The sequence below is a fragment of the Formosa sp. L2A11 genome (assembly GCF_009796865.1).
Taxonomy (GTDB): domain Bacteria; phylum Bacteroidota; class Bacteroidia; order Flavobacteriales; family Flavobacteriaceae; genus Formosa.
This window is the reverse complement of sequence record NZ_CP047028.1, coordinates 1549654-1568833: the sequence shown is the minus strand read 5'-3', so window position 1 is coordinate 1568833 and position 19180 is coordinate 1549654. Positions and strand designations below refer to the sequence as shown.

Below are 19180 nucleotides of genomic sequence, written 5' to 3'. Positions count from 1 at the left end.
ATAGAAAGATTCCTAGAGTTTTAGTACAAACCGAAATAATTTCAGCTTAAAACAATAGGAATCTTTATTTTTTAATCGCTAAAGACTATTATCTAGAAATTTCTACAATATCGAATTTCATAATACCACTTGGCACTTGAATTTCGGCAACATCACCAACAGATTTACCTAATAAACCTTTACCAATAGGAGAATTTACAGATATTCTGCCCGATTTTAAATCGGCTTCACCATCTGCTACCAAAATGTAATTCATTTCCATACCATTAGTTTGGTTTTTAATTTTCACTTTAGATAATACTAACGCTTTAGAGGCGTCTAACTTAGACTCGTCAATTACACGTGCTCCTGCCATGACTTCTTCTAATTTAGAAATTTTCATTTCTAACATACCTTGAGCCTCTTTTGCAGCATCATATTCAGCATTTTCACTTAAATCTCCCTTATCTCGAGCTTCAGCAATTGCTTGAGATGCGCGTGGTCTTTCTATATCTTTAAGTTGTCTTAGCTCGTCTCTTAACTTTTTTAGCCCTTCCGGAGTATAATAAGATACTTTACTCATAACTTTATCGTTTTAATTAAAAAAAATATGTTTCATAAACCTCAGTTCATAAAACATAAAAAATCTCGCAACACGAGATTAGTTACAAATATACAAATTTTTTACAGCAAACTACTTTTTGTTGTAGATTGCAAATCGAAATTATTATTATGAAAAAACTTTTTTTAGCTACAATAACCGTCTTATTAATGGCGAATTGCAGCACTAATGATACTTATGAAGACAACCCATACATTCCAGATTATAGTTTTGATACGGGTACTTTAATTAACACGAGCTTACCAAAATACAATGCTTTAAATTTCCCAGGAAACTATATTATTTTAGACAATTACGGTGTTAACGGTGTGGTTTTATATTATATTGGATCTAGCATGTATACTGCTTTCGAACTTACAGACCCAAACCATGCTGTTACTTCTTGTTCTAAACTAGAAATAGATGGTATTATAGCATCTTGCGATTGCGATGACAACACATACAATATTATAAATGGTTATCCCAGTACAGATACGGAAGGAGAATATACTTTAAAACCGTATTTTGTAAAAGTAACAGGTACAACAATACGGGTATATAATGATTAGAAGAATAAAAAAGGCGATTCTCTTTTAAGAATCGCCTTTTTTATTTAAAATTTTAAAGTTGCGCCTACTAAAAAATTAGTAGTTGCTTGCGGATAATATCCTGTACCTTCTATAGTTGTTACAGCGCTTGGATTACTCCAAGTATCATCGTAAGTATAATAATAACCATTTGACTCATATTTTTCATTAAATATATTGTTTACAACACCACTTAGAATAATAGATTTAAAGATTGACTGCATTTTAAATTCGTAAGTAATATTTAGATCATTTACAAAATAGCTATCTAATTTAGATCTTTCAGAATCTGTGTTTCCCATATATTGTTCACTCACATATTTACTTAAAAAAGATACTTGAAAATCTTCATTTGGCTGAAAAACGATTGCATTACCCAAAACAATATCTGGAGAGAATGAAATGTTTGTAGATCCAAAATCTTTTAGTTCTCCATCAAAAGAAGCGTAAACAGATTCATTTTTATTGGTACTAAAAGTTACATTAGGACGAATAGAGAATGCTTTAGAAATCCCGATAGCCGATTCTATTTCCAACCCTAAACGGTAACTTTCTCCACTGTTTGTTCTAACCGGATTTCCAACATCGTCAATTCTTCCGGACAATACTAATTGCTCGTTATATTGCATATAATACACATTGGCATTAAATTTAAAACGTTGTTTTTCGTGTCTCCATCCCAATTCAAAATCGTTTAATTGTTCTGGTTTAATATCTGGATTATTCTGAAAATCGTCTCTTGTTGGTTCTCTGTTTGCTCTTGCATAAGAGAAGTACATGTTATTATTTCCATCTAATTCATAAGTCACCCCAGCTTTAGGGTTAAAAAAATTGTATTGCTCATCTATAGTTAATGGTGAAAGATCAGAATCTATTCCTGTTGTTTTATAATCTACAAAACGCATTTGTAAATCTCCAAATAAACTCCATTGTGTATTCAATCTATATGTTGCTTTTGCAAACAAGCTTAAATCTTTCTTCTTACCGTTACCATCGTAATAATGATCCCTAATTTCGCTATTACTTGCATATTTAGACCAAATTATTTCTCCAAAATGATCACCATCGTACGTACTAAACGATCCTCCAAAAAAGGCATTTATTTTTTCGTTTTTAAAATTAGCATTCGCATTAATCACATAAAAATCGTTATCTAACCAACGACGACGAATAATGTCTGTAGTTTCTATGGTTGTTGTTCCAATAGAGACGTTATTTAGACCATAATCTGTAAACGATTCATCTTCTTTATATTGCTCAAAATACCCGCTTCCTTTCGTGTAGTTTAAACCTAAATTTGTAGTCCAATTATTATTATAACGCTCATTCCAGTGTAACTGATAGTGGTCTTGTTGGTAATCGTCTACTTCATTATCGTAAAATTGTACATTGCCATCATCATCTGTATAAATACCTGCAGAATTATAAGTTCTGTCATTTTTTAATTTATCTAAATCTTCTAAACCATTCCAAGATTGATATGTGTTTTCATGACCTCCAAAAACGACAGCCTTAATTAAGGTATTGTCGTCTACATAAGAAGCTTGTAAAAAATAAGATTTTAAATCTGTTGATGCACGATCTATATACCCATCAGACTTAATGATAGACAAACGTCCTGCAACTTCTATATGATTATTTAATAGTCCAGAACTAAATTTAGCATTGTGTTTTCTAGTATTAAAACTTCCAAAACTGTTAGAAACTTCTGCACTTGCTATATTAGAAACGGCATCTGTTAAGACGTTAATACTTGCCCCAAATGCCCCAGAACCATTTGTAGATGTTCCTACACCACGTTGCAATTGTAAACTTTCTACAGAAGAAGCAATATCTCCTAAATTTACCCAGAATGTACCTAAAGATTCCGAGTCGTTATACGGAATTCCATTTATAGTAACATTTGTAGATTGCGAACTTACACCACGCACACGAATTCCAGTATAACCTATACCTGCACCAGCGTCGCTAGTGGTTACCACAGAAGGTAAGTAATTTAATAACATGGGAAGATCTTGCCCTAAATTACGCTTAGCCAATTCGGCTTTATCTACATTAGAGTGTGTAATTGGTGACGTTGCTTGTACACGAACAGCTGTAACCAAAACCTCATCTAACGTTTCGGTGTTAACAGTGGTTGAATCTTGTGCTTTCTCTTCTTGAGAAAATGCTGAAATCCCTGATATTAGGCAGCATGCTAAAACAAAAAAATGTTTCATTCGAAAATGTGTTAATCGAATAAAAAGAGGTCCTTATTCTATATTTTTAGATTGATTAATTTTTGCGTATTTAAACAAATACAATTTTTAAAACTGCTATTTTAAATTTTAAATCAAGACATGGGTAATGTATAACATGTTTAGATTTAGAAGTATAAAATAACATTGATAACGGTATTGTACGTGCTAAAATGTTTGTTAGACATTTTTGTTAAATACGCGATTCCTAAACAGCATTACCTGTTCTAGGTTCAATGGGTATGATCTCAGCCGATATTAGGCACCCCTTTATGAGAACGTTACAAATGTAGTAACAATTCTTGATACATTACATTTTTTATGTAAAATTCTACTCTAGGTTTGGTTTACGCCTGCTAGCCTTACGTTCAGACACTACGCGCTTACCTTTAAGACGTTTTTTAATTGCAGATTTTGGGATTTTTGTAGGTCGTCTCTTTTTAGAAACCTTCAACCCTTCTTTTAAAATATATAAAAAACGACTGATAACCAATTCCTTGTTCTTATGCTGACTGCGGCTTTCACCACATTGTAATAATAGCACCTGATTTTTAGTTAATCGCGGTTGGAGTTTAGTTATGAGTCGTCCTTTTTGACCTTCATTTAACGCTGAAGACTCTAAGATACTAAAACTTAATTCTACTTTTGAAGCGACTTTATTTACATGTTGCCCACCGGCACCAGAGCTACGTACAGCTTTAAAAGATAATTCTGAAATAAGTAAAGCATCATCAATCATAATTACATTTGATGTGCAGGCTTTAATAAATCTGCTACCGTTTTTACAGGATTAAAAGTATTTAAAGGTACTTCTACAAAAACGGTGTTCCAATTTGCCATTGCACCATTCCATAATCCTGGTAATTCAAGCGCTAAAAGATCTTGTCCGTCTTTTGTTTTCTGAGTTATAAATCCTGTTTTAGGATCTACAAACTTTAATAAATCGAAGGTATGTCCTTCATAATCTTTAGTACCACAAACTAAATCTACAGGATTAAAATGTGTAGACCCGCTTAATATATCTTTTTGGATACTGTTACTTAAATCTATTTGTGCAGATTCTACAATTTGAAGCGATAAATTACCTCTATGATCTTCTACCCAAAATGGGCCACCACCAGGTTCTCCTTCATTTTTAACCATACCGCATATTCTTATCGGTCTGTTTAATTTTTCTTTTAAATAATCTATTTGATATTTTAAAGCATATTTTTCAAATTCTATAGAAATATCAACGTTTAATTTACGTGTTAAGAATTCGGTAATTTCAACCAATTCATTCTCACTTAGCACATTATTATCTAAATGTTCTAAATACGTATAAGCTTGCCCTTGAAGCTCTAAAAGCACACCTGCAAGCACTTTCTTGTATTCAACAATATTCTCTTTAAATTTAGAAACTACAACGTTATCTATATTTTTTATAAAAATAACATCGGCATCTAAATCGTTTAAATTTTCAATTAAAGCACCATGTCCAGAAGGTCTAAATAACAAACTTCCGTCTGCTTCACGGAAAGGCTCTTTTTCTGGCGTTAATGCAATGGTATCTGTAGATTGTTTTTGAAATGAAAACGAAATATTATAATCCAATTTCGTTTCTGCTTCTACTACAGGTTTTATCTTATTAAATTCAGCTTTAAACTTATCGCTATGTGTTTCTGAAATGGTAAAATGCAAGTTTGCTTTTCCATTTGCCGAGGCATAAGAAGCCGCTTCAAACAAATGCTCTTCAAAAGCTGTAGAAATATGATCGTCGTATTTATGAAATGGTAATAATCCCTTAGGGAAAGTACCATAATCTAAATACTTATGATCTAACATAACGTTTACGAAAATCCATTTTTGCTTATCTGTAGCGTACGCAGAATAATCTGGATATGTTTCATGTATAACCTCCATTACTAAATTGTAAAAAGGTAATTTTTCTAATCCGTCAAAGAACGAAATTAGATTTTTATCGTTATTTTTTTCTGCAAAAGCACTAAAAGACTCCTCGCCTTCTGGATTAAATTTAGCAACAAAATTGAATAAATTTTTAAACATTCTGGTTGCTGCCCCAGAAGCAGGAACAAATTTTAAAACAGATATTTCATTACGTTTTTCGTCGTAAGCATCGACATAAGTTTTACGTTCGGTTTCATTAAATTTTAAAATACCATGATTTAGTATTGCTGGGGACTCTAAATCTATAAAAGGGATGCCATCTTGAAATTGCTCTACTTGTCTATTTATTTTCTGCAAGGTCAAGCCTTTATTATCTATTTGTTTTAAATCTTGTTCTGAAAAATTCATGTTTGTTTTAATATTAAATTGTCTATCTGTTTTACCGCTAAATCGAAACGCTCTTTAAACGTTCCTTTTAATAAAACATAGGGTTTATTGTAGTCGATTAACGCTTTTTCAAAAGCATTAAACATAGTTTCTCTTTCGTTAGGTTTGTCTCTTACATCGTCTGCTACCCATGGAATGTCAATATACGTTAAAAAGTATAGATTATAATGATTTTTAACTACCGAAGCTGATAATATCTCATTACAAAACCCTTTATAATAGAGTTCTGCATAAACTTTTGTCTCTAACAAATTGGTATCGCAAATTAACAGCGTTTCAACATCTTTGATTAACTCATTCTCTAAAGAAATTTGCCCTTTTGCAATAGGCATAACATCTGCAGCTGTTAGTGTTTCGCTATTTTTTAGTTTTTCGAGAGCATAAGTTCGGGAATATTCTGGCACAAAAACAGTATTGTAATGCGCTGCTAATTGTTTTGCCAACACGGTTTTCCCTGTCGATTCCGGCCCAAACAACACTATTTTTAAGCAGTCTGAAGGTCTTTGCCTAAGGTATTCTTCCATGCGTAATATCCTGAAATTGCTATAAATGTGAATCCTAAATATTGTAGGCTTGTAAATGTAAATCCTTTATAGAAATATAGCGGAATAGAAATAATATCTGCTATAATCCAAAAAATCCAATTTTCTAATTTTCGTTTAGCCATAAGCCACATCCCTACAAAAAACAATGCTGTTGTAAGCATATCTACCCAAGCAGTCCAACTGTTTAATTTATCGAAAATGGTATACACTACGTATACAAACACCATTGTTGCAAAGAATATAGCTATTCCAATTTTTTGCTCTTTGGCTGTCATTTTAGAAATAGGCGTTAATTGATCGTTTCCGGTTTGACGTGTCCAAATATACCAACCATAAACACTCATTATAAAATAGTAAGCATTTATCATCATATCTCCTAACAGTCCCCAATGCAATAGCAAATACACAAAAATAAGTGTACTAACCATACCCGTTGGAAAAACCAATATGTTATTCTTTTTAGAATACCACACCGATAAAAAACCAAAAATTACAGCTACAATTTCTAATACAATATTTATGGTTTGATAGCCTTCGTATTGGCCAAAGAGGAAATTAAAAATTTGGGACATAGTCACTTCTATCGGTCTTCACAATCTTCATATTTGCTATAACACCTTCTTGAGCATCAAAGGAAGTTCTTAACGCATCTGTTAAAAATGGCATTACTTTATCGAAATCACCATAAACCTGAGTACTTAACGGATTTTCTAAAACCGTAAATTCAGAAGCTCTTAAATCTTTAATAAACTCTTGAATAGGTGGTTCGTAATCTGCGTTTAAAGGCATTAAGGTTAATTCTACTGATATTTTCATGATACTTATAATTTTGATTAATATGAAATGCATAAAGATGTGCACTTAACAATAACCAAAAATACTAAGGATTTTAGTTTAAATGAATTAATTAAGAGATAATTTAGATGTTTACCAACGTTTTAAATCGTTAAATAAGTCTTCATCATTCTCTAAAGCCGTACCAATAACCACAAGATTTGCGCCTGCATTAAAAGCAAGCTCCATTTGTGCTTTCGTTTTAATACCGCCTCCTACTATTAAAGGAATACTTAAATCGCTACTCACAGCTTTAATTATTTCTGGAGAGACTGGGCTTTTTGCACCGCTACCTGCTTCTAAATACATAAGTCGCATTCCTAACAATTCGCCAGCCAAAGCCGTGTTAACAATATTCTCTACATGTTTAGACGGCATGGGTTCTGTTTCTGTTACTTTCTGAACCATTGTAGTTGCTCCATTTTCAATTAAAAGATAACCTGTTGGAATAATCTCTAAACTTGTTTCTTTTAATGTCGGGATAGCCTCTACATGCTTACCTATTAAATATGCTGGGTTTCTTCCAGACAATAAAGATAAAAACAACAAGGCATTGGCCGTATTTGTTATTTGTGCAACATCTCCAGGAAATAAAATTACAGGAAGTTTTGTGTGTGCTTTAATTTCTAGAACTAAAGGTTCTGTAAGATCGACAGGAACAGTACTACCACCAACAAAAATATAATTAGCAACAGATTGGTCTATTTTTTCAACAAACCCTTTTACATCACTCAATCTAATTTTCTCAGGATCAATCAGTATCGCTAACTGTTTTTTATTACTAAAAATGTTATGCTGAATATTGGTTAATACGTTCTTCATTTATGTAATGGTGTAAACACAAGTAAAACCTTCAAATTCTAAAAAATAAATATCGAAGCGGCTCTTGTTATCTTTATAATCAATCCAAGCAATTGTTTTGCTTTCATTTAAACTAAAAGGTAATACCAAAATATGACTATAAAAACTTAATCCTGGTGTCGCATATAATTTATACAATGCTTCCTTTGCTCCCCAAATAACGGTAAGTTTTTTAACATAATCAATGTCATCTTCATTTAAGTAGCAAAATTCATAATTTGAAAATTTATGAGCTATTAATTTTACTTTTTCTCGATTTTTCTCAATATCTATTCCTGTTTTGCTATCACTAACAACAACACCAGAAAAATTAAACGAATGTGTTATAGAAATAAATTTACCGTCTTTTAAGTGCGGTTTACCATTTTCGTCGTAATATAAATCGAAATCGGTATACCCAAAAGCAGACAAAAGATGTCTTACACTTAAAAATCCTCGTCTATGAAGCTCACTTTTCATACCGAATACACGTAGTAAACTATCTGGTTTCATCTTAACTCCTTGAAACAATTCATCATAAGATTCTGTAATCTTCCATATCTTAACAGTAGTTTGTGAATTTGGATGTAGTGTTTTATATACTGGCATTTATATTTCTCGTACTTATTATGTAACTTTGCGCTCTTAAATTTAGAGACAAATATACAATTATGAATACAAAAACGATTCCTTACGTACCATATAAAGTAAAAGACATGTCGCTTGCGGCTTGGGGAAGAAAAGAAATTGAATTAGCTGAAGCAGAAATGCCAGGTTTAATGAGCCTTCGTGAAGAGTACAAAGAAAGCCAACCGTTAAAAGGTGCTAGAATTGCAGGATGTTTACACATGACCATTCAAACTGCTGTTTTAATTGAGACTTTAAAAGCTTTAGGAGCAGAAGTGACTTGGAGTTCTTGTAATATTTTCTCTACTCAAGATCAAGCTGCTGCTGCAATTGCAGAAGGTGGCACTGCTGTTTATGCTTGGAAAGGCTTAAATGATGAAGAATTTGATTGGTGTATAGAGCAAACTTTATTCTTTGGTGAAGACAGAAAACCTCTAAACATGATCTTAGATGATGGTGGAGATTTAACAAACATGGTTTTAGATAAATATCCTGAATTAGTTGACGGAATTAATGGTTTATCTGAAGAAACAACAACTGGTGTTCACCGTTTATACGAACGTATGAAAAACGGAACATTACCAATGCCTGCAATTAACGTAAACGATTCTGTTACTAAATCTAAATTTGATAACAAATACGGATGTCGTGAAAGTGCTGTAGATGCTATTCGTCGTGCAACAGATGTTATGTTAGCAGGAAAACGTGTTGTAGTTTGTGGTTATGGAGATGTTGGTAAAGGTACAGCTGCTTCTTTTAAAGGTGCAGGAAGTATTGTTACAGTAACAGAAATAGACCCTATTTGTGCTTTACAAGCTGCAATGGATGGTTTTGAAGTTAAAAAACTAGAAACAATAGCTCCAAATGCAGATGTAATTATTACAACTACAGGAAATAAAGATATTGTTCGCGGAGAGCATTTTAAAATGTTAAAAGACAAAACTATTGTTTGTAACATTGGGCATTTCGATAACGAAATACAAGTAGGTTGGTTAAATGATAACTACGGAGATACTAAAAACACTATTAAGCCTCAAGTTGATAAATATACAATAGACGGAAAAGATATTATTTTATTAGCAGAAGGACGTTTAGTAAACTTAGGTTGTGCAACTGGTCACCCTAGTTTTGTAATGAGTAACTCTTTTACAAACCAAACATTAGCGCAAATCGAATTATGGACTAACAGAGATGCTTACAAAAACGAAGTATACATGTTACCTAAACATTTAGATGAAAAAGTAGCAAAATTACACTTAGCTAAAATTGGAGTTGAACTTACAGAATTAAAATCTGACCAAGCGGAATATATTGGAGTAACTGTTGAAGGACCATTTAAACCTGAATACTACAGATACTAAATAAATAATCTTGCTAAATTAGATAGCAACACATATTATATAGAAAAATCCCAAGCAGTTTTGTTTGGGATTTTTTATGCTTTATACTAAACTCATCTTGAAAAAAACAACATGAATTAAGTGAAACAAGAAAAGTCCTTGCAAATAATTGCAAGGACTTTTATATTGTAAAGAAACTGTTTCTTAAGCCTCGAAAGGAACTATAGAAACGTAAGATCTATTGTCTTTTCTCTTTGTAAATTTCACAACACCATCAACTTTAGCGTGTAATGTGTGGTCTTTACCAGCATATACATTTTCACCTGGGTGATGTGTATTACCTCTTTGTCTTATGATGATATTTCCAGCAATTGCAGCTTGACCACCAAAAATCTTTACACCTAAGCGTTTTGATTCTGATTCTCTACCGTTCTTAGAACTACCTACCCCTTTTTTGTGAGCCATGTCTTAAGGTTTTATATTGTTAATAATAATGAATTTTGAAAATTACTTTTCAATTCCACCGTCTAATTTGTCTTGTAATACTTTTAATTCATCCCATTTACCATCTGCAGCTAATTGAGCTTGTTGAGGCCAAGTAACAGTAACGATGTGAGATAATCTTGAGCTAGCAGCTGTTAATATCTCGCTTAATTTCTCAGCAGGAGTATTTGCAACTTTAGCGAAAGTATCGATTCCTGCTTTTACTAAAGCTTCAGCAGCTTTAGGTCCAGCACCTTCGATTTTCTTTAAATCATCTGCTTTTTTAGCAGTTGCTTTTTTAGCTTTTGTTGCTGGTGCAGCTTTTTTAGCTCCAGAAGCAGCAATGCTTTCAATTACGATTTCAGTAAGAGCCTGACGGTGTCCGTTTTTAACACGGTATCCTTTACGTCTCTTTTTCTTGAAAACAATAACTTTATCACCTTGAAGGTGTTTTAAGATTTTTGCACTTACTAGTGCTCCATCTATAGCCGGGGCGCCTAAAGTTACATTGTCACCATCTCCTATAAGTAATACATTATCAAATGATACTGCATCTCCTTCGTTAGAAGCTAAACGGTGAACAAACACTTTTTGGTCTTTTTCAACTTTAAATTGTTGCCCTGCTATCTCTACAATTGCGTACATAGCGTAACGTTTTTATTTATTAATTTTGTTCAAAAATGAGTGCAAATATACTTCTAATTAATTAAACTACAAACGTTTTATCTAAATTGAACTAAAAAATATTCATTAAAAAAAAACATAGCATTAAAAATAAGTCAATTTTCTTAGTATCAATAACTTCCTAAAACAGACAACTTCCCTTAATTTACACCATACAATCCACTCCGTTAGTAGTAATAAACACAAATACCAAAACGTTTCAAATCATAAAAAAACACATTATTTTAACATATTTCTAGTCTAAAAAATAATCATTCGTTATTTTAGCTTTTTATGTAACTATTGCATTCGCTATTAGACATATCAATAAATCAACAATCACCTTAAACACAAACTCACAATGAAAAAATGCTTATTTACTTTAGCTTCTTTGTTGCTTATAAGCCATTTGGCTATAGCGCAAAAGGTTGAATTTGAAGAGTACGACCTGGACAACGGACTGCATGTTATCCTACACCAAGACAACACTGCACCTGTTGTAACAACTTCTATAATGTACCATGTAGGAGCTAAAGACGAAACACCAAACAGGACTGGATTTGCCCACTTTTTTGAACACCTTTTATTTGAAGGTACTGAAAACATTAAACGTGGAGAATTTATGAAAATTATTCCTGCAAACGGAGGAAAATTTAATGCAAACACGACAGACGACAGAACGTATTATTATGAAGTTTTCCCTTCTAACAAGGTAGAACTTGGTCTATGGCTAGAGTCTGAACGCTTAATGCACCCGATTATTAACCAAATTGGTGTAGATACACAAAATGAGGTTGTAAAAGAAGAAAAACGTATGCGTGTAGACAACCAACCTTACGGAAGGTTTCTTGAACAAGTAAAGGTTAATCTATTTAAAAAACACCCTTACAGATGGACAACCATTGGTAAAATGGAAGATTTAGATGCTGCAACGCTTCAAGAATTTAGAGACTTCAACAAAAAATATTACATTCCTAACAATGCAGTATTAGTTGTTGCTGGAGATATTAATAAAACTGAAGTAAAAAAAATGATCAAAGATTACTTTGGTCCTATCCCTAAAGGAACTCCTATTGTAAGAAACTTACCAAAAGAAGACCCGATCACTACAGAAATAGACGCTAAAGCTTACGACAGCAACATTCAAGTTCCTGCAATTATTGAAGCCTACAGAACACCATCTTATAAAGAAAAGGATTCTTATGTTTTAAACATGATCTCTCAGTATTTAAGCGGCGGAAAATCGTCTAAACTTTACAAAAAACTTGTAGACGAGAAAAAAATGGCTTTACAAGTTGGAGCAATGAATATTAGTCAAGAAGATTATAGTGCATACATTGTTTACGGACTTCCGTTAGGCGACACAAAACTTACTGATTTAACTAAAGAAATTGATGAAGAAATTGTGAAAATTCAAACCAATTTAATTTCAGAAAGAGATTACCAAAAACTACTTAATCAATTTGAAAACCAATTTGTAAATTCAAATTCTAGTGTAGAAGGTATTGCGAGCTCTTTAGCAACTTACTATTTACTTTATGGCGATGTAAACTTAATTAATAACGAAATTAATATTTACAGATCTATTACAAGAGAAGATATTCAAGCTGTTGCTAAAAAGTATTTAAACACTAACCAAAGGTTATTATTAGAATACTTACCAGAAGAGAAAAAGCAATAACCAAAAACGTATACAAAATGAAAACAAAAATATCAGTATTATTAGTATTGTTTTTAATGTCTGTTGGCGTTCATGCTCAAATAGACAGATCTAAACAACCCGAACCAGGACCTGCTCCAAAAATTACTTTAAAAACACCACAGGAGTTTCAATTAAAAAACGGAATTAAAGTACTTGTAGTAGAAAACCATAAACTACCTAAAGTTACTTACTCTTTAAGATTAAACAACACGCCTATTACAGAAGGCAGCAAAGCAGGTGTTTCTAGTTTACTTGCAGACATGCTAGGTAACGGAACAACATCTATTCCTAAAGACAAATTTAATGACGAAATAGATTTCTTAGGCGCTAGTTTAGGATTTGGATCTCAAAACGGTTACGCATCATCTTTAACAAAATACACAGATCGTATTTTAGAATTAATGTCTGACGCTGCTATAAACCCGTTATTCACTGAAGACCAATTCGAAAAAAGCAAAAAACAACTTATTGAAGGTTTAAAATCTCAAGAAAAAAGTGTAGATGCTATTGCTTCTAGAGTTGGAGATGCTTTATCTTACGGAAAAGACAATCCTTACGGAGAATTCACTACAGAAGAAACAGTTAACAACGTAACGCTTCAAGACGTTAAAGATTTCTACACTACTTATTTTATTCCTAACAACGCATATTTAGTTGTTGTTGGAGATGTAGATTATAAGAAAGTTAAAAAAGCCATTTCTAAAGATTTTGGAAAATGGAAAAAAGGTACAGAAATTACAACAGCGACACCTGCTTTAACAGCTAATGTTGGAAGCACACAAATAGACTTTATAGATGCTCCAAATGCAGTACAATCTAACATTGTTGTAACAAATAATGTTGATTTTAAAATGAACGATGCAGATTACTTTGCAGCCAAACTAGCCAACTACATTCTTGGTGGTGGTGGCGAAGGTTATTTATTTAAAAACCTTCGTGAAGAGCACGCTTATACTTACGGCGCATATTCTTCACTTAACGACAGCCGCTACAATGCTGGCCGTTTTGAAGCAAGCTCTCAAGTAAGAAATGCGGTTACAGATAGTGCTGTTGTTCAGATTTTAAATGAAATAAACAGAATTAAAACAGAACCTGTAGATCCTAAAGATTTAGAAAGTGCTAAAGCAAAATACATTGGTAGCTTTGTTATGGCTCTAGAAAAACCTCAAACCATTGCAGGATACGCCTTAGACATTAAATTAAACAAATTACCAGAAGATTTCTACGAAACGTATTTACAAAAAATAAATGCTGTAACTGCAGAAGACATCCAGAAAGCCGCCAACAAATATTTTGAATCAGGAAATGCACGTGTTATTGTTGTAGGTAAAGGAAGTGATGTTTTAACGAACCTTGAAAAAACAGGATTTCCAATTAAGTATTACGATAAATATGCAACACCTACAGACAAACCGGTTTACGAAATTGCTATTCCAGAAGGTGTAACTGCTAAAACTGTAATTCAGAACTACATTACTGCAGTTGGTGGAAAAGAAAAAATAGACACAGTGAACTCGCTTTTAATGCAATCTGAAACAGAGGTACAACCAGGCGTTATGATGAATTTAGAGATCAAAAAAACAACTAAAAATCAATTTGCGCAAGAAATTACAGCAATGGGACAAACTATTGTAAAAACAGCAATGAATGGTAAATCTGGTTACGCGATTATGCAAGGTCAGAAAAAAGACATGTCTGAAGATGAACTTAAGAAAACCATTGCAGAATCTGCGCCTTTCCCAGAAATTAAATATTTAGAAGGCGGTGTGACTTTAGAAAAAATTGAAGCTATAGAAGGAGAAAATGCTTATAAAATTAAAGTAGACGATGAATTATCTTTATTTTTCAGTGTAGATACTGGATTAAAAATAAAAGAAGAAAGAACAAGTAAAGAAGGAAGTTCTTCATTATTTTATTCAGAATACAAAGATTTAGACGGTATTAAATTCCCTTATAAATTAGCGATAAACATGGGCCCTCAAAAATTCGATTTCACAGTAACAGAAATAAAAGTTAACGAAGGTATTACAGACGAAGATTTTAAATAATCTGAATGCTATATTTTATATTAAAACCGAAGTTTATGCTTCGGTTTTTTTTATGCCTTTTTATTAGCCAAATACACACCTAATAAAATAATTAAAGACGCCAATCCTTGTAAAACACTAAAACCTTCTCCATCTAAAAACCCCCAAGTTAATGCTACAATTGGCATAACATATGTTACAGAAGAAGCAAATACAGGCGTCGATATTTTTATTAATTTATTGAATAATACTTTTGCCAATGCCGTACCAAAAAAGGATAAGATAAAAATATACACCAATGCCATTTTAAGTTCTGGATGCTGCAAATTAGAATGCTCAAAAAAACCAGTGAAAAATAATATTATTAAAGCAGGAATTAAAACAACAACATAATTACCCGTTGCTATAGTTAATGGCTTTAAATGCTGTAAATGACTTTTAATAATATTTACATTAAAGGCATACATTACAGTTGCCAACACAATATAACCTGCATATAAGTAATTTTGATGCGGATTTAAATCTGCTCCCTTAACAACCAACAAAGCGGTCCCAATAAAACCTAAAACAACACCAAAAACCTGACGTTTTGTAGATGCTATTTGAAACACAGCAAATCCTACCAATATCGTTTGAAGTGGCACTAAAGAATTTAAAATAGATGCAATAGCACTATCAATTTCAGTTTCTGCGACAGCAAATAAAAATGCAGGAATAAACGCCCCAAAAACTCCAGATACTGCAATCCACTTCCAAGCTGTTTTATCTATAGTTTTAATATATTTTAATCCTACAGTAAATAAAATTAAAGCCGTAAATACATTTCGCAAAGCACCTAGCTGAAACGGAGTGACCCCAATAAGTGCTTTTTTCATTAAAATAAAAGAACTCCCCCAAATTAATGATAAGAGAAAAAGATAAGCCCATTTCGAAGTATTTTCACTCATAAAACTTTTTTTATAAAGCTACAAAAATGAAACTTTTAACATAAAAAATCACTTTAATTACTAAATTTGTTCACGTTATAAAATTTTAATCAAATGAAACACTTTAAAATTCTTTTCGCTCTAACATTCGTTTCTGTTTTAGCATTTTCATGCAAAGACAAAGCAGCAGAGCCTGAAATAAAAATAGTAGAAACAACTGCTCCCGAAAAAGTAGCCGCAAAAACTTTAGATCCTAACGCAACATACGCAAAAGCAGAATTCACTATAGATGGAATGACTTGCCAAATTGGATGTGCTAATACAATACAGAGTAAACTTTCTAAACTTGACGGTATAAAATCTGCAACCGTAAATTTCGACACGAAATTAGCAATGGTAGAATACGATGTTGCAAAAGTAGACGCAAAAACGCTTGAAGAAACTGTAACTAAAGCAGGAGACATGTACACGGTTAAAGACATGAAAACTGTTGAAAAATTCGACACAACGACTACAACAGACGATACTAAAACAGAAACGTCTAAAACAGAAACGTCTAAAAAAATGACTTGTAAAGGAGATTGCGAAGGCAAATGCAACGGTGACTGTAAAAGTGAATCTGAGGGTATTGCTATGTCATGTTCTGCAGACGGCAAAGAAGGATGTTACACGACTAAAAAAGCATAAGTTTACAAACTTACGTAAACAAAAAAGCATCTCTTTCGAGGTGCTTTTTTTATTTCAAACCTTAAACTATATCTGTTTTAACATCAATAGTTTTTAATTTGCTGTACAGTAACATCTTGTTTTATAGCATGAACCACAGGTCCAAATTGATTAAAAATAGCAACATCGGCAGCATCAAGCCCATATCCTACAGACACATACCCGCCTTTTATTCCGGTTTGGGTCGCATCAAAAACATACCAACGCCCACCTATAAAAGCTTCGAACCAAGCATGCATATCCATTGGTTTCAGGTTGTGTAAATAACCAACTACCATGCGAGCAGGAATACTTAAGCTTCTACATAAAGCGATTCCTAAATGTGCCAAATCTCTGCATACGCCAGATCCTTTTTGATTCACTTCTATAGCAGAAATTGGATAACCGCTACAACCAGGAATATAACTAACCGTTTTACGCAACCATTCCTCTATAGCAAACACCTGTTGGTAACCAGGCGTTTTATTTACCGTTATTGTATTCGCTAGATCATTAAAGCGGTCGGACTCACAATATCTGCTAGGCAACAAATAACATAGCACATCGTTTGGTAAATATTGAATTTCAACAAAAGGGGCATCAAAATCTACATCAACAAACTCAGACGTTTTTACATCTGAAGTCGTGTGAATGATACATTTTCCTTTAGGAGCTACAAACCTCTGACAGAGATTACCGTAACCATCTGTAAATTCAATAATTGACACATTTGGAACGATTTTAAATTCATCGCGCTCAATCCATTGCTCCGCACCACTTCGGGGACGCAACATTAAGATAAAAGGCGTAGGCGTTTCTACATCAAAAACCAAATTACAACTAATACGTAACCACATAAAGAGACTTTATTCAAAGTAATTTTTGTTACCAAAATTGGAAACTATTAAATATAGATCATTATCAATAAAAATGTATTAGCGTATCTATTTTAATTACAACACAAATCTGATTAAACAATAATTAAACACTTACTTTAAGCTAATACCCATTTACAGTATACATAAAAACCGCAATAGAGATACTACAAACAAAAAAGTACCGCTTACGAGATGCGCTTTTTGTAATATTTTATAATCCGAATTACATTAGGTTTTCTTTAAAGAAGGCTATTGTTCTATTCCAAGATAAAGTTGCTGCAGCTTCATCGTAACGCGGCGTCGTGTTATTATGAAATCCGTGATTTACTTTCGGATACACAAAGGCTTCATACTGTTTATTATTTTCCTTAAGTGCCATTTCGTATTCTGGCCAACCGGCATTTACACGCGTATCTAATCCGGCATAATGCATCATGAGTGGCGCACTAATTTCTGCTGTTTCTTCTGCACTAGGCTGACTTCCGTAATATGGCACAGCGGCTCCCAAATCGGGTATTCTTACAGCCATCATATTAGAAATCCACCCACCAAAACAAAATCCAACAACACCAATTTCTCCCGTACAATCTTCATGATTTTTAAGATAAGTAAAGGCAGCTATAAAATCCTCAAGCATTTCATCTCTATCGCGCTTCTTCTGCAACGCTCTTCCAGCATCATCATTTCCTGGATAACCACCAAGTGGCGTTAACGCATCTGGCGCTATAGATATAAAACCTTCTAAAGCCGCACGCCTACCAACATCTTCTATATAGGGATTTAGTCCACGGTTTTCGTGAACCACAATAATTCCTGGACGTTTTTCGGAACTCGATTTAAGCTTAGAAAGCAGCGCTTTAATTCCGCCGCCACCTCTAGGTGAATTATAAGTAATGTAATTGGAATCTAGTCTAGAATCGTCTTTATTAACTAAAATGGAATCTACATAGTTAGGAGAAATAAAACTAAGCAGAGACGACATGGTAATCCCTCCAACTGCATACAGAGAGAGTTTCTTTAAGAAATGGCGTCGTTCAATTTTATTATGTGCGTAATCATCGTATAAATCGAAAACCTCCTGATTTATATCTTCTTTTTTTAGTTTTTTCATGCTCTTAAATTAATGATTATTTTCAAAATAATTTAACGCTTTTGAAAACTTTAAGAAGATGAGGCAACTACAAAATGAATACCTTTTAGAGACAACCTTCAACTACAGGGGTAATTATTAAAGTTAAAAAGCATCTCGATCGAGATGCTTTTTAACTTTAGTATAATATTATTTTATTTCCAAGAAATAGACTCCATAATCTGTTTGATGTCTTTCTCAAGATATTTTGCTGCAGGTAAAATAGAATCGTAATTAGGTTTAGCATAAAAATATAAAGATCCTGTTAAGAAATGCTTCACACTGTCTGTAACGTAAAATTGAGATTGAGAAGCAGCATTCCCTCCTACTTCGTAAAACATACCATACACTTTACGTTCGTCGTTTATATAAATTTGCTCTACAATTTCGTCTGCTTTAATGGTATGCTTTTGAGTAAAATTCTGAGCATCTTTTATAAAATCCATTAAATTTTTAGAGTCTTCATTAATGTTTTTATACGTTAAGTAGATGGTCCCCTTTAGGTGAGAATACTCGATATTAACGCCATAATTTTCTTTACCAACCATTTTCTTTACATCGACTTCGGTTGCAAATTTATTTTTATCAAACGTAAAAGGTAAATCCAAATTAGCTTTCTTGTAATGTGCTTCAGGATAACTTAATCTTAAAAAAGCATTAGGTTTTGGAGTCGGGTCTTCACCACAAGAGATTACAAAAATGAATAAAAAAAGTATAAGGCTATTTTGAATGTATTTTGACAT

20 protein-coding genes and 1 riboswitch are annotated in these 19180 nt (G+C 32.8%); of the genes, 5 read left to right on the top strand and 15 right to left on the bottom strand.

Annotation, left to right across the window (positions count from 1 at the left end):
- Nucleotides 1-88 precede the first annotated feature (88 nt).
- Nucleotides 89-562 carry a transcription elongation factor GreA gene (greA, locus tag GQR95_RS06800; protein WP_159022458.1) on the bottom strand — a complete coding sequence of 158 codons (474 nt, stop codon included), beginning with the start codon at nucleotides 560-562 and terminating at the stop codon, nucleotides 89-91.
- A 149-nt stretch (nucleotides 563-711) separates the two neighbouring features.
- Between greA and GQR95_RS06795 the strand changes: the two genes are divergently transcribed.
- The gene (locus GQR95_RS06795) at nucleotides 712-1149 is read left to right on the top strand and encodes a hypothetical protein (protein ID WP_159022457.1); all 438 of its coding nucleotides are present in this window, start codon (nucleotides 712-714) and stop codon (nucleotides 1147-1149) included.
- 44 nt (nucleotides 1150-1193) lie between these two features.
- On the opposite strand, the gene GQR95_RS06790 is transcribed toward GQR95_RS06795, so the two are convergent.
- From GQR95_RS06790 to GQR95_RS06755, 8 genes are all read right to left on the bottom strand, one after another.
- Nucleotides 1194-3386, bottom strand: a complete 2193-nt coding sequence (locus GQR95_RS06790) for a TonB-dependent receptor (protein WP_159022456.1) — start codon at nucleotides 3384-3386, stop codon at nucleotides 1194-1196.
- Between the two features lie 206 nt (nucleotides 3387-3592).
- A riboswitch (TPP riboswitch) is annotated at nucleotides 3593-3684 on the bottom strand.
- Between the two features lie 51 nt (nucleotides 3685-3735).
- Nucleotides 3736-4143, bottom strand: a complete 408-nt coding sequence (arfB, locus tag GQR95_RS06785; protein WP_159022455.1) for an alternative ribosome rescue aminoacyl-tRNA hydrolase ArfB — start codon at nucleotides 4141-4143, stop codon at nucleotides 3736-3738.
- 2 nt (nucleotides 4144-4145) lie between these two features.
- Entirely contained in the window at nucleotides 4146-5699 is a 1554-nt protein-coding gene (locus tag GQR95_RS06780) for a DUF4301 family protein (protein WP_159022454.1), read from the bottom strand.
- Nucleotides 5696-6262, bottom strand: a complete 567-nt coding sequence (locus GQR95_RS06775) for an AAA family ATPase (RefSeq protein WP_159022453.1) — start codon at nucleotides 6260-6262, stop codon at nucleotides 5696-5698. The genes GQR95_RS06780 and GQR95_RS06775 overlap by 4 nt, the downstream gene beginning before the upstream one ends.
- Complete coding sequence (gene pnuC, locus GQR95_RS06770; RefSeq protein WP_159022452.1) at nucleotides 6223-6855, bottom strand: nicotinamide riboside transporter PnuC; 633 nt, start codon at nucleotides 6853-6855, stop codon at nucleotides 6223-6225. Before pnuC ends, GQR95_RS06775 begins: the two co-directional genes overlap by 40 nt.
- Nucleotides 6839-7099 carry a hypothetical protein gene (locus tag GQR95_RS06765; RefSeq protein WP_159022451.1) on the bottom strand — a complete coding sequence of 87 codons (261 nt, stop codon included), beginning with the start codon at nucleotides 7097-7099 and terminating at the stop codon, nucleotides 6839-6841. Before GQR95_RS06765 ends, pnuC begins: the two co-directional genes overlap by 17 nt.
- A gap of 111 nt (nucleotides 7100-7210) precedes the next feature.
- Nucleotides 7211-7939, bottom strand: coding sequence for a geranylgeranylglyceryl/heptaprenylglyceryl phosphate synthase (locus GQR95_RS06760; RefSeq protein ID WP_159022450.1), 729 nt, complete (start codon nucleotides 7937-7939; stop codon nucleotides 7211-7213).
- Nucleotides 7940-8566: a 4'-phosphopantetheinyl transferase superfamily protein gene (locus GQR95_RS06755; protein WP_159022449.1), complete on the bottom strand. Its 627-nt coding sequence runs from the start codon at nucleotides 8564-8566 to the stop codon at nucleotides 7940-7942.
- Between the two features lie 62 nt (nucleotides 8567-8628).
- Here GQR95_RS06755 and ahcY point away from each other — a divergent pair, with 62 nt between their 5' ends.
- Entirely contained in the window at nucleotides 8629-9945 is a 1317-nt protein-coding gene (gene ahcY, locus GQR95_RS06750; RefSeq protein ID WP_159022448.1) for an adenosylhomocysteinase, read from the top strand.
- Nucleotides 9946-10128: 183 nt separating this feature from the next.
- On the opposite strand, the gene rpmA is transcribed toward ahcY, so the two are convergent.
- Nucleotides 10129-10389, bottom strand: a complete 261-nt coding sequence (gene rpmA, locus GQR95_RS06745) for a 50S ribosomal protein L27 (RefSeq protein ID WP_159022447.1) — start codon at nucleotides 10387-10389, stop codon at nucleotides 10129-10131.
- Nucleotides 10390-10431: 42 nt separating this feature from the next.
- On the bottom strand, nucleotides 10432-11052 hold the full coding sequence (gene rplU, locus GQR95_RS06740; protein ID WP_159022446.1) for a 50S ribosomal protein L21: 621 nt from the start codon (nucleotides 11050-11052) through the stop codon (nucleotides 10432-10434).
- 379 nt (nucleotides 11053-11431) lie between these two features.
- Here rplU and GQR95_RS06735 point away from each other — a divergent pair, with 379 nt between their 5' ends.
- Entirely contained in the window at nucleotides 11432-12751 is a 1320-nt protein-coding gene (locus tag GQR95_RS06735) for a pitrilysin family protein (protein ID WP_159022445.1), read from the top strand.
- Between the two features lie 17 nt (nucleotides 12752-12768).
- Nucleotides 12769-14820, top strand: coding sequence for a pitrilysin family protein (locus GQR95_RS06730; RefSeq protein ID WP_159022444.1), 2052 nt, complete (start codon nucleotides 12769-12771; stop codon nucleotides 14818-14820).
- A gap of 50 nt (nucleotides 14821-14870) precedes the next feature.
- Here the strand turns inward: GQR95_RS06730 and GQR95_RS06725 are convergent, their stop codons facing one another.
- Nucleotides 14871-15746, bottom strand: coding sequence for a DMT family transporter (locus tag GQR95_RS06725; protein ID WP_159022443.1), 876 nt, complete (start codon nucleotides 15744-15746; stop codon nucleotides 14871-14873).
- A gap of 93 nt (nucleotides 15747-15839) precedes the next feature.
- Between GQR95_RS06725 and GQR95_RS06720 the strand changes: the two genes are divergently transcribed.
- Nucleotides 15840-16412 carry a heavy-metal-associated domain-containing protein gene (locus GQR95_RS06720; RefSeq protein WP_159022442.1) on the top strand — a complete coding sequence of 191 codons (573 nt, stop codon included), beginning with the start codon at nucleotides 15840-15842 and terminating at the stop codon, nucleotides 16410-16412.
- Between the two features lie 83 nt (nucleotides 16413-16495).
- Here GQR95_RS06720 and GQR95_RS06715 read toward each other — a convergent pair whose 3' ends face one another.
- The 3 genes from GQR95_RS06715 to gldD all read right to left on the bottom strand — a co-directional run bounded on the left by GQR95_RS06715 (nucleotide 16496) and on the right by gldD (nucleotide 19180).
- Nucleotides 16496-17287 (bottom strand): transglutaminase family protein, encoded by a 792-nt coding sequence (locus GQR95_RS06715; protein WP_159022441.1) that lies wholly within the window; start codon nucleotides 17285-17287, stop codon nucleotides 16496-16498.
- A gap of 244 nt (nucleotides 17288-17531) precedes the next feature.
- Nucleotides 17532-18419, bottom strand: a complete 888-nt coding sequence (locus tag GQR95_RS06710) for a dienelactone hydrolase family protein (protein ID WP_159022440.1) — start codon at nucleotides 18417-18419, stop codon at nucleotides 17532-17534.
- A 173-nt stretch (nucleotides 18420-18592) separates the two neighbouring features.
- Nucleotides 18593-19180, bottom strand: coding sequence for a gliding motility lipoprotein GldD (gene gldD / locus GQR95_RS06705; protein WP_159022439.1), 588 nt, complete (start codon nucleotides 19178-19180; stop codon nucleotides 18593-18595).

Coding starts and splice junctions, on each gene's coding strand:
- greA (WP_159022458.1), bottom strand. CDS start 562: ATGAGTAAAGTATCTTATTATACTCCGGAAGGGCTAAAAAAGTTAAGA.
- GQR95_RS06795 (WP_159022457.1), top strand. CDS start 712: ATGAAAAAACTTTTTTTAGCTACAATAACCGTCTTATTAATGGCGAAT.
- GQR95_RS06790 (WP_159022456.1), bottom strand. CDS start 3,386: ATGAAACATTTTTTTGTTTTAGCATGCTGCCTAATATCAGGGATTTCA.
- arfB (WP_159022455.1), bottom strand. CDS start 4,143: ATGATTGATGATGCTTTACTTATTTCAGAATTATCTTTTAAAGCTGTA.
- GQR95_RS06780 (WP_159022454.1), bottom strand. CDS start 5,699: ATGAATTTTTCAGAACAAGATTTAAAACAAATAGATAATAAAGGCTTG.
- GQR95_RS06775 (WP_159022453.1), bottom strand. CDS start 6,262: ATGGAAGAATACCTTAGGCAAAGACCTTCAGACTGCTTAAAAATAGTG.
- pnuC (WP_159022452.1), bottom strand. CDS start 6,855: ATGTCCCAAATTTTTAATTTCCTCTTTGGCCAATACGAAGGCTATCAA.
- GQR95_RS06765 (WP_159022451.1), bottom strand. CDS start 7,099: ATGAAAATATCAGTAGAATTAACCTTAATGCCTTTAAACGCAGATTAC.
- GQR95_RS06760 (WP_159022450.1), bottom strand. CDS start 7,939: ATGAAGAACGTATTAACCAATATTCAGCATAACATTTTTAGTAATAAA.
- GQR95_RS06755 (WP_159022449.1), bottom strand. CDS start 8,566: ATGCCAGTATATAAAACACTACATCCAAATTCACAAACTACTGTTAAG.
- ahcY (WP_159022448.1), top strand. CDS start 8,629: ATGAATACAAAAACGATTCCTTACGTACCATATAAAGTAAAAGACATG.
- rpmA (WP_159022447.1), bottom strand. CDS start 10,389: ATGGCTCACAAAAAAGGGGTAGGTAGTTCTAAGAACGGTAGAGAATCA.
- rplU (WP_159022446.1), bottom strand. CDS start 11,052: ATGTACGCAATTGTAGAGATAGCAGGGCAACAATTTAAAGTTGAAAAA.
- GQR95_RS06735 (WP_159022445.1), top strand. CDS start 11,432: ATGAAAAAATGCTTATTTACTTTAGCTTCTTTGTTGCTTATAAGCCAT.
- GQR95_RS06730 (WP_159022444.1), top strand. CDS start 12,769: ATGAAAACAAAAATATCAGTATTATTAGTATTGTTTTTAATGTCTGTT.
- GQR95_RS06725 (WP_159022443.1), bottom strand. CDS start 15,746: ATGAGTGAAAATACTTCGAAATGGGCTTATCTTTTTCTCTTATCATTA.
- GQR95_RS06720 (WP_159022442.1), top strand. CDS start 15,840: ATGAAACACTTTAAAATTCTTTTCGCTCTAACATTCGTTTCTGTTTTA.
- GQR95_RS06715 (WP_159022441.1), bottom strand. CDS start 17,287: ATGTGGTTACGTATTAGTTGTAATTTGGTTTTTGATGTAGAAACGCCT.
- GQR95_RS06710 (WP_159022440.1), bottom strand. CDS start 18,419: ATGAAAAAACTAAAAAAAGAAGATATAAATCAGGAGGTTTTCGATTTA.
- gldD (WP_159022439.1), bottom strand. CDS start 19,180: ATGTCAAAATACATTCAAAATAGCCTTATACTTTTTTTATTCATTTTT.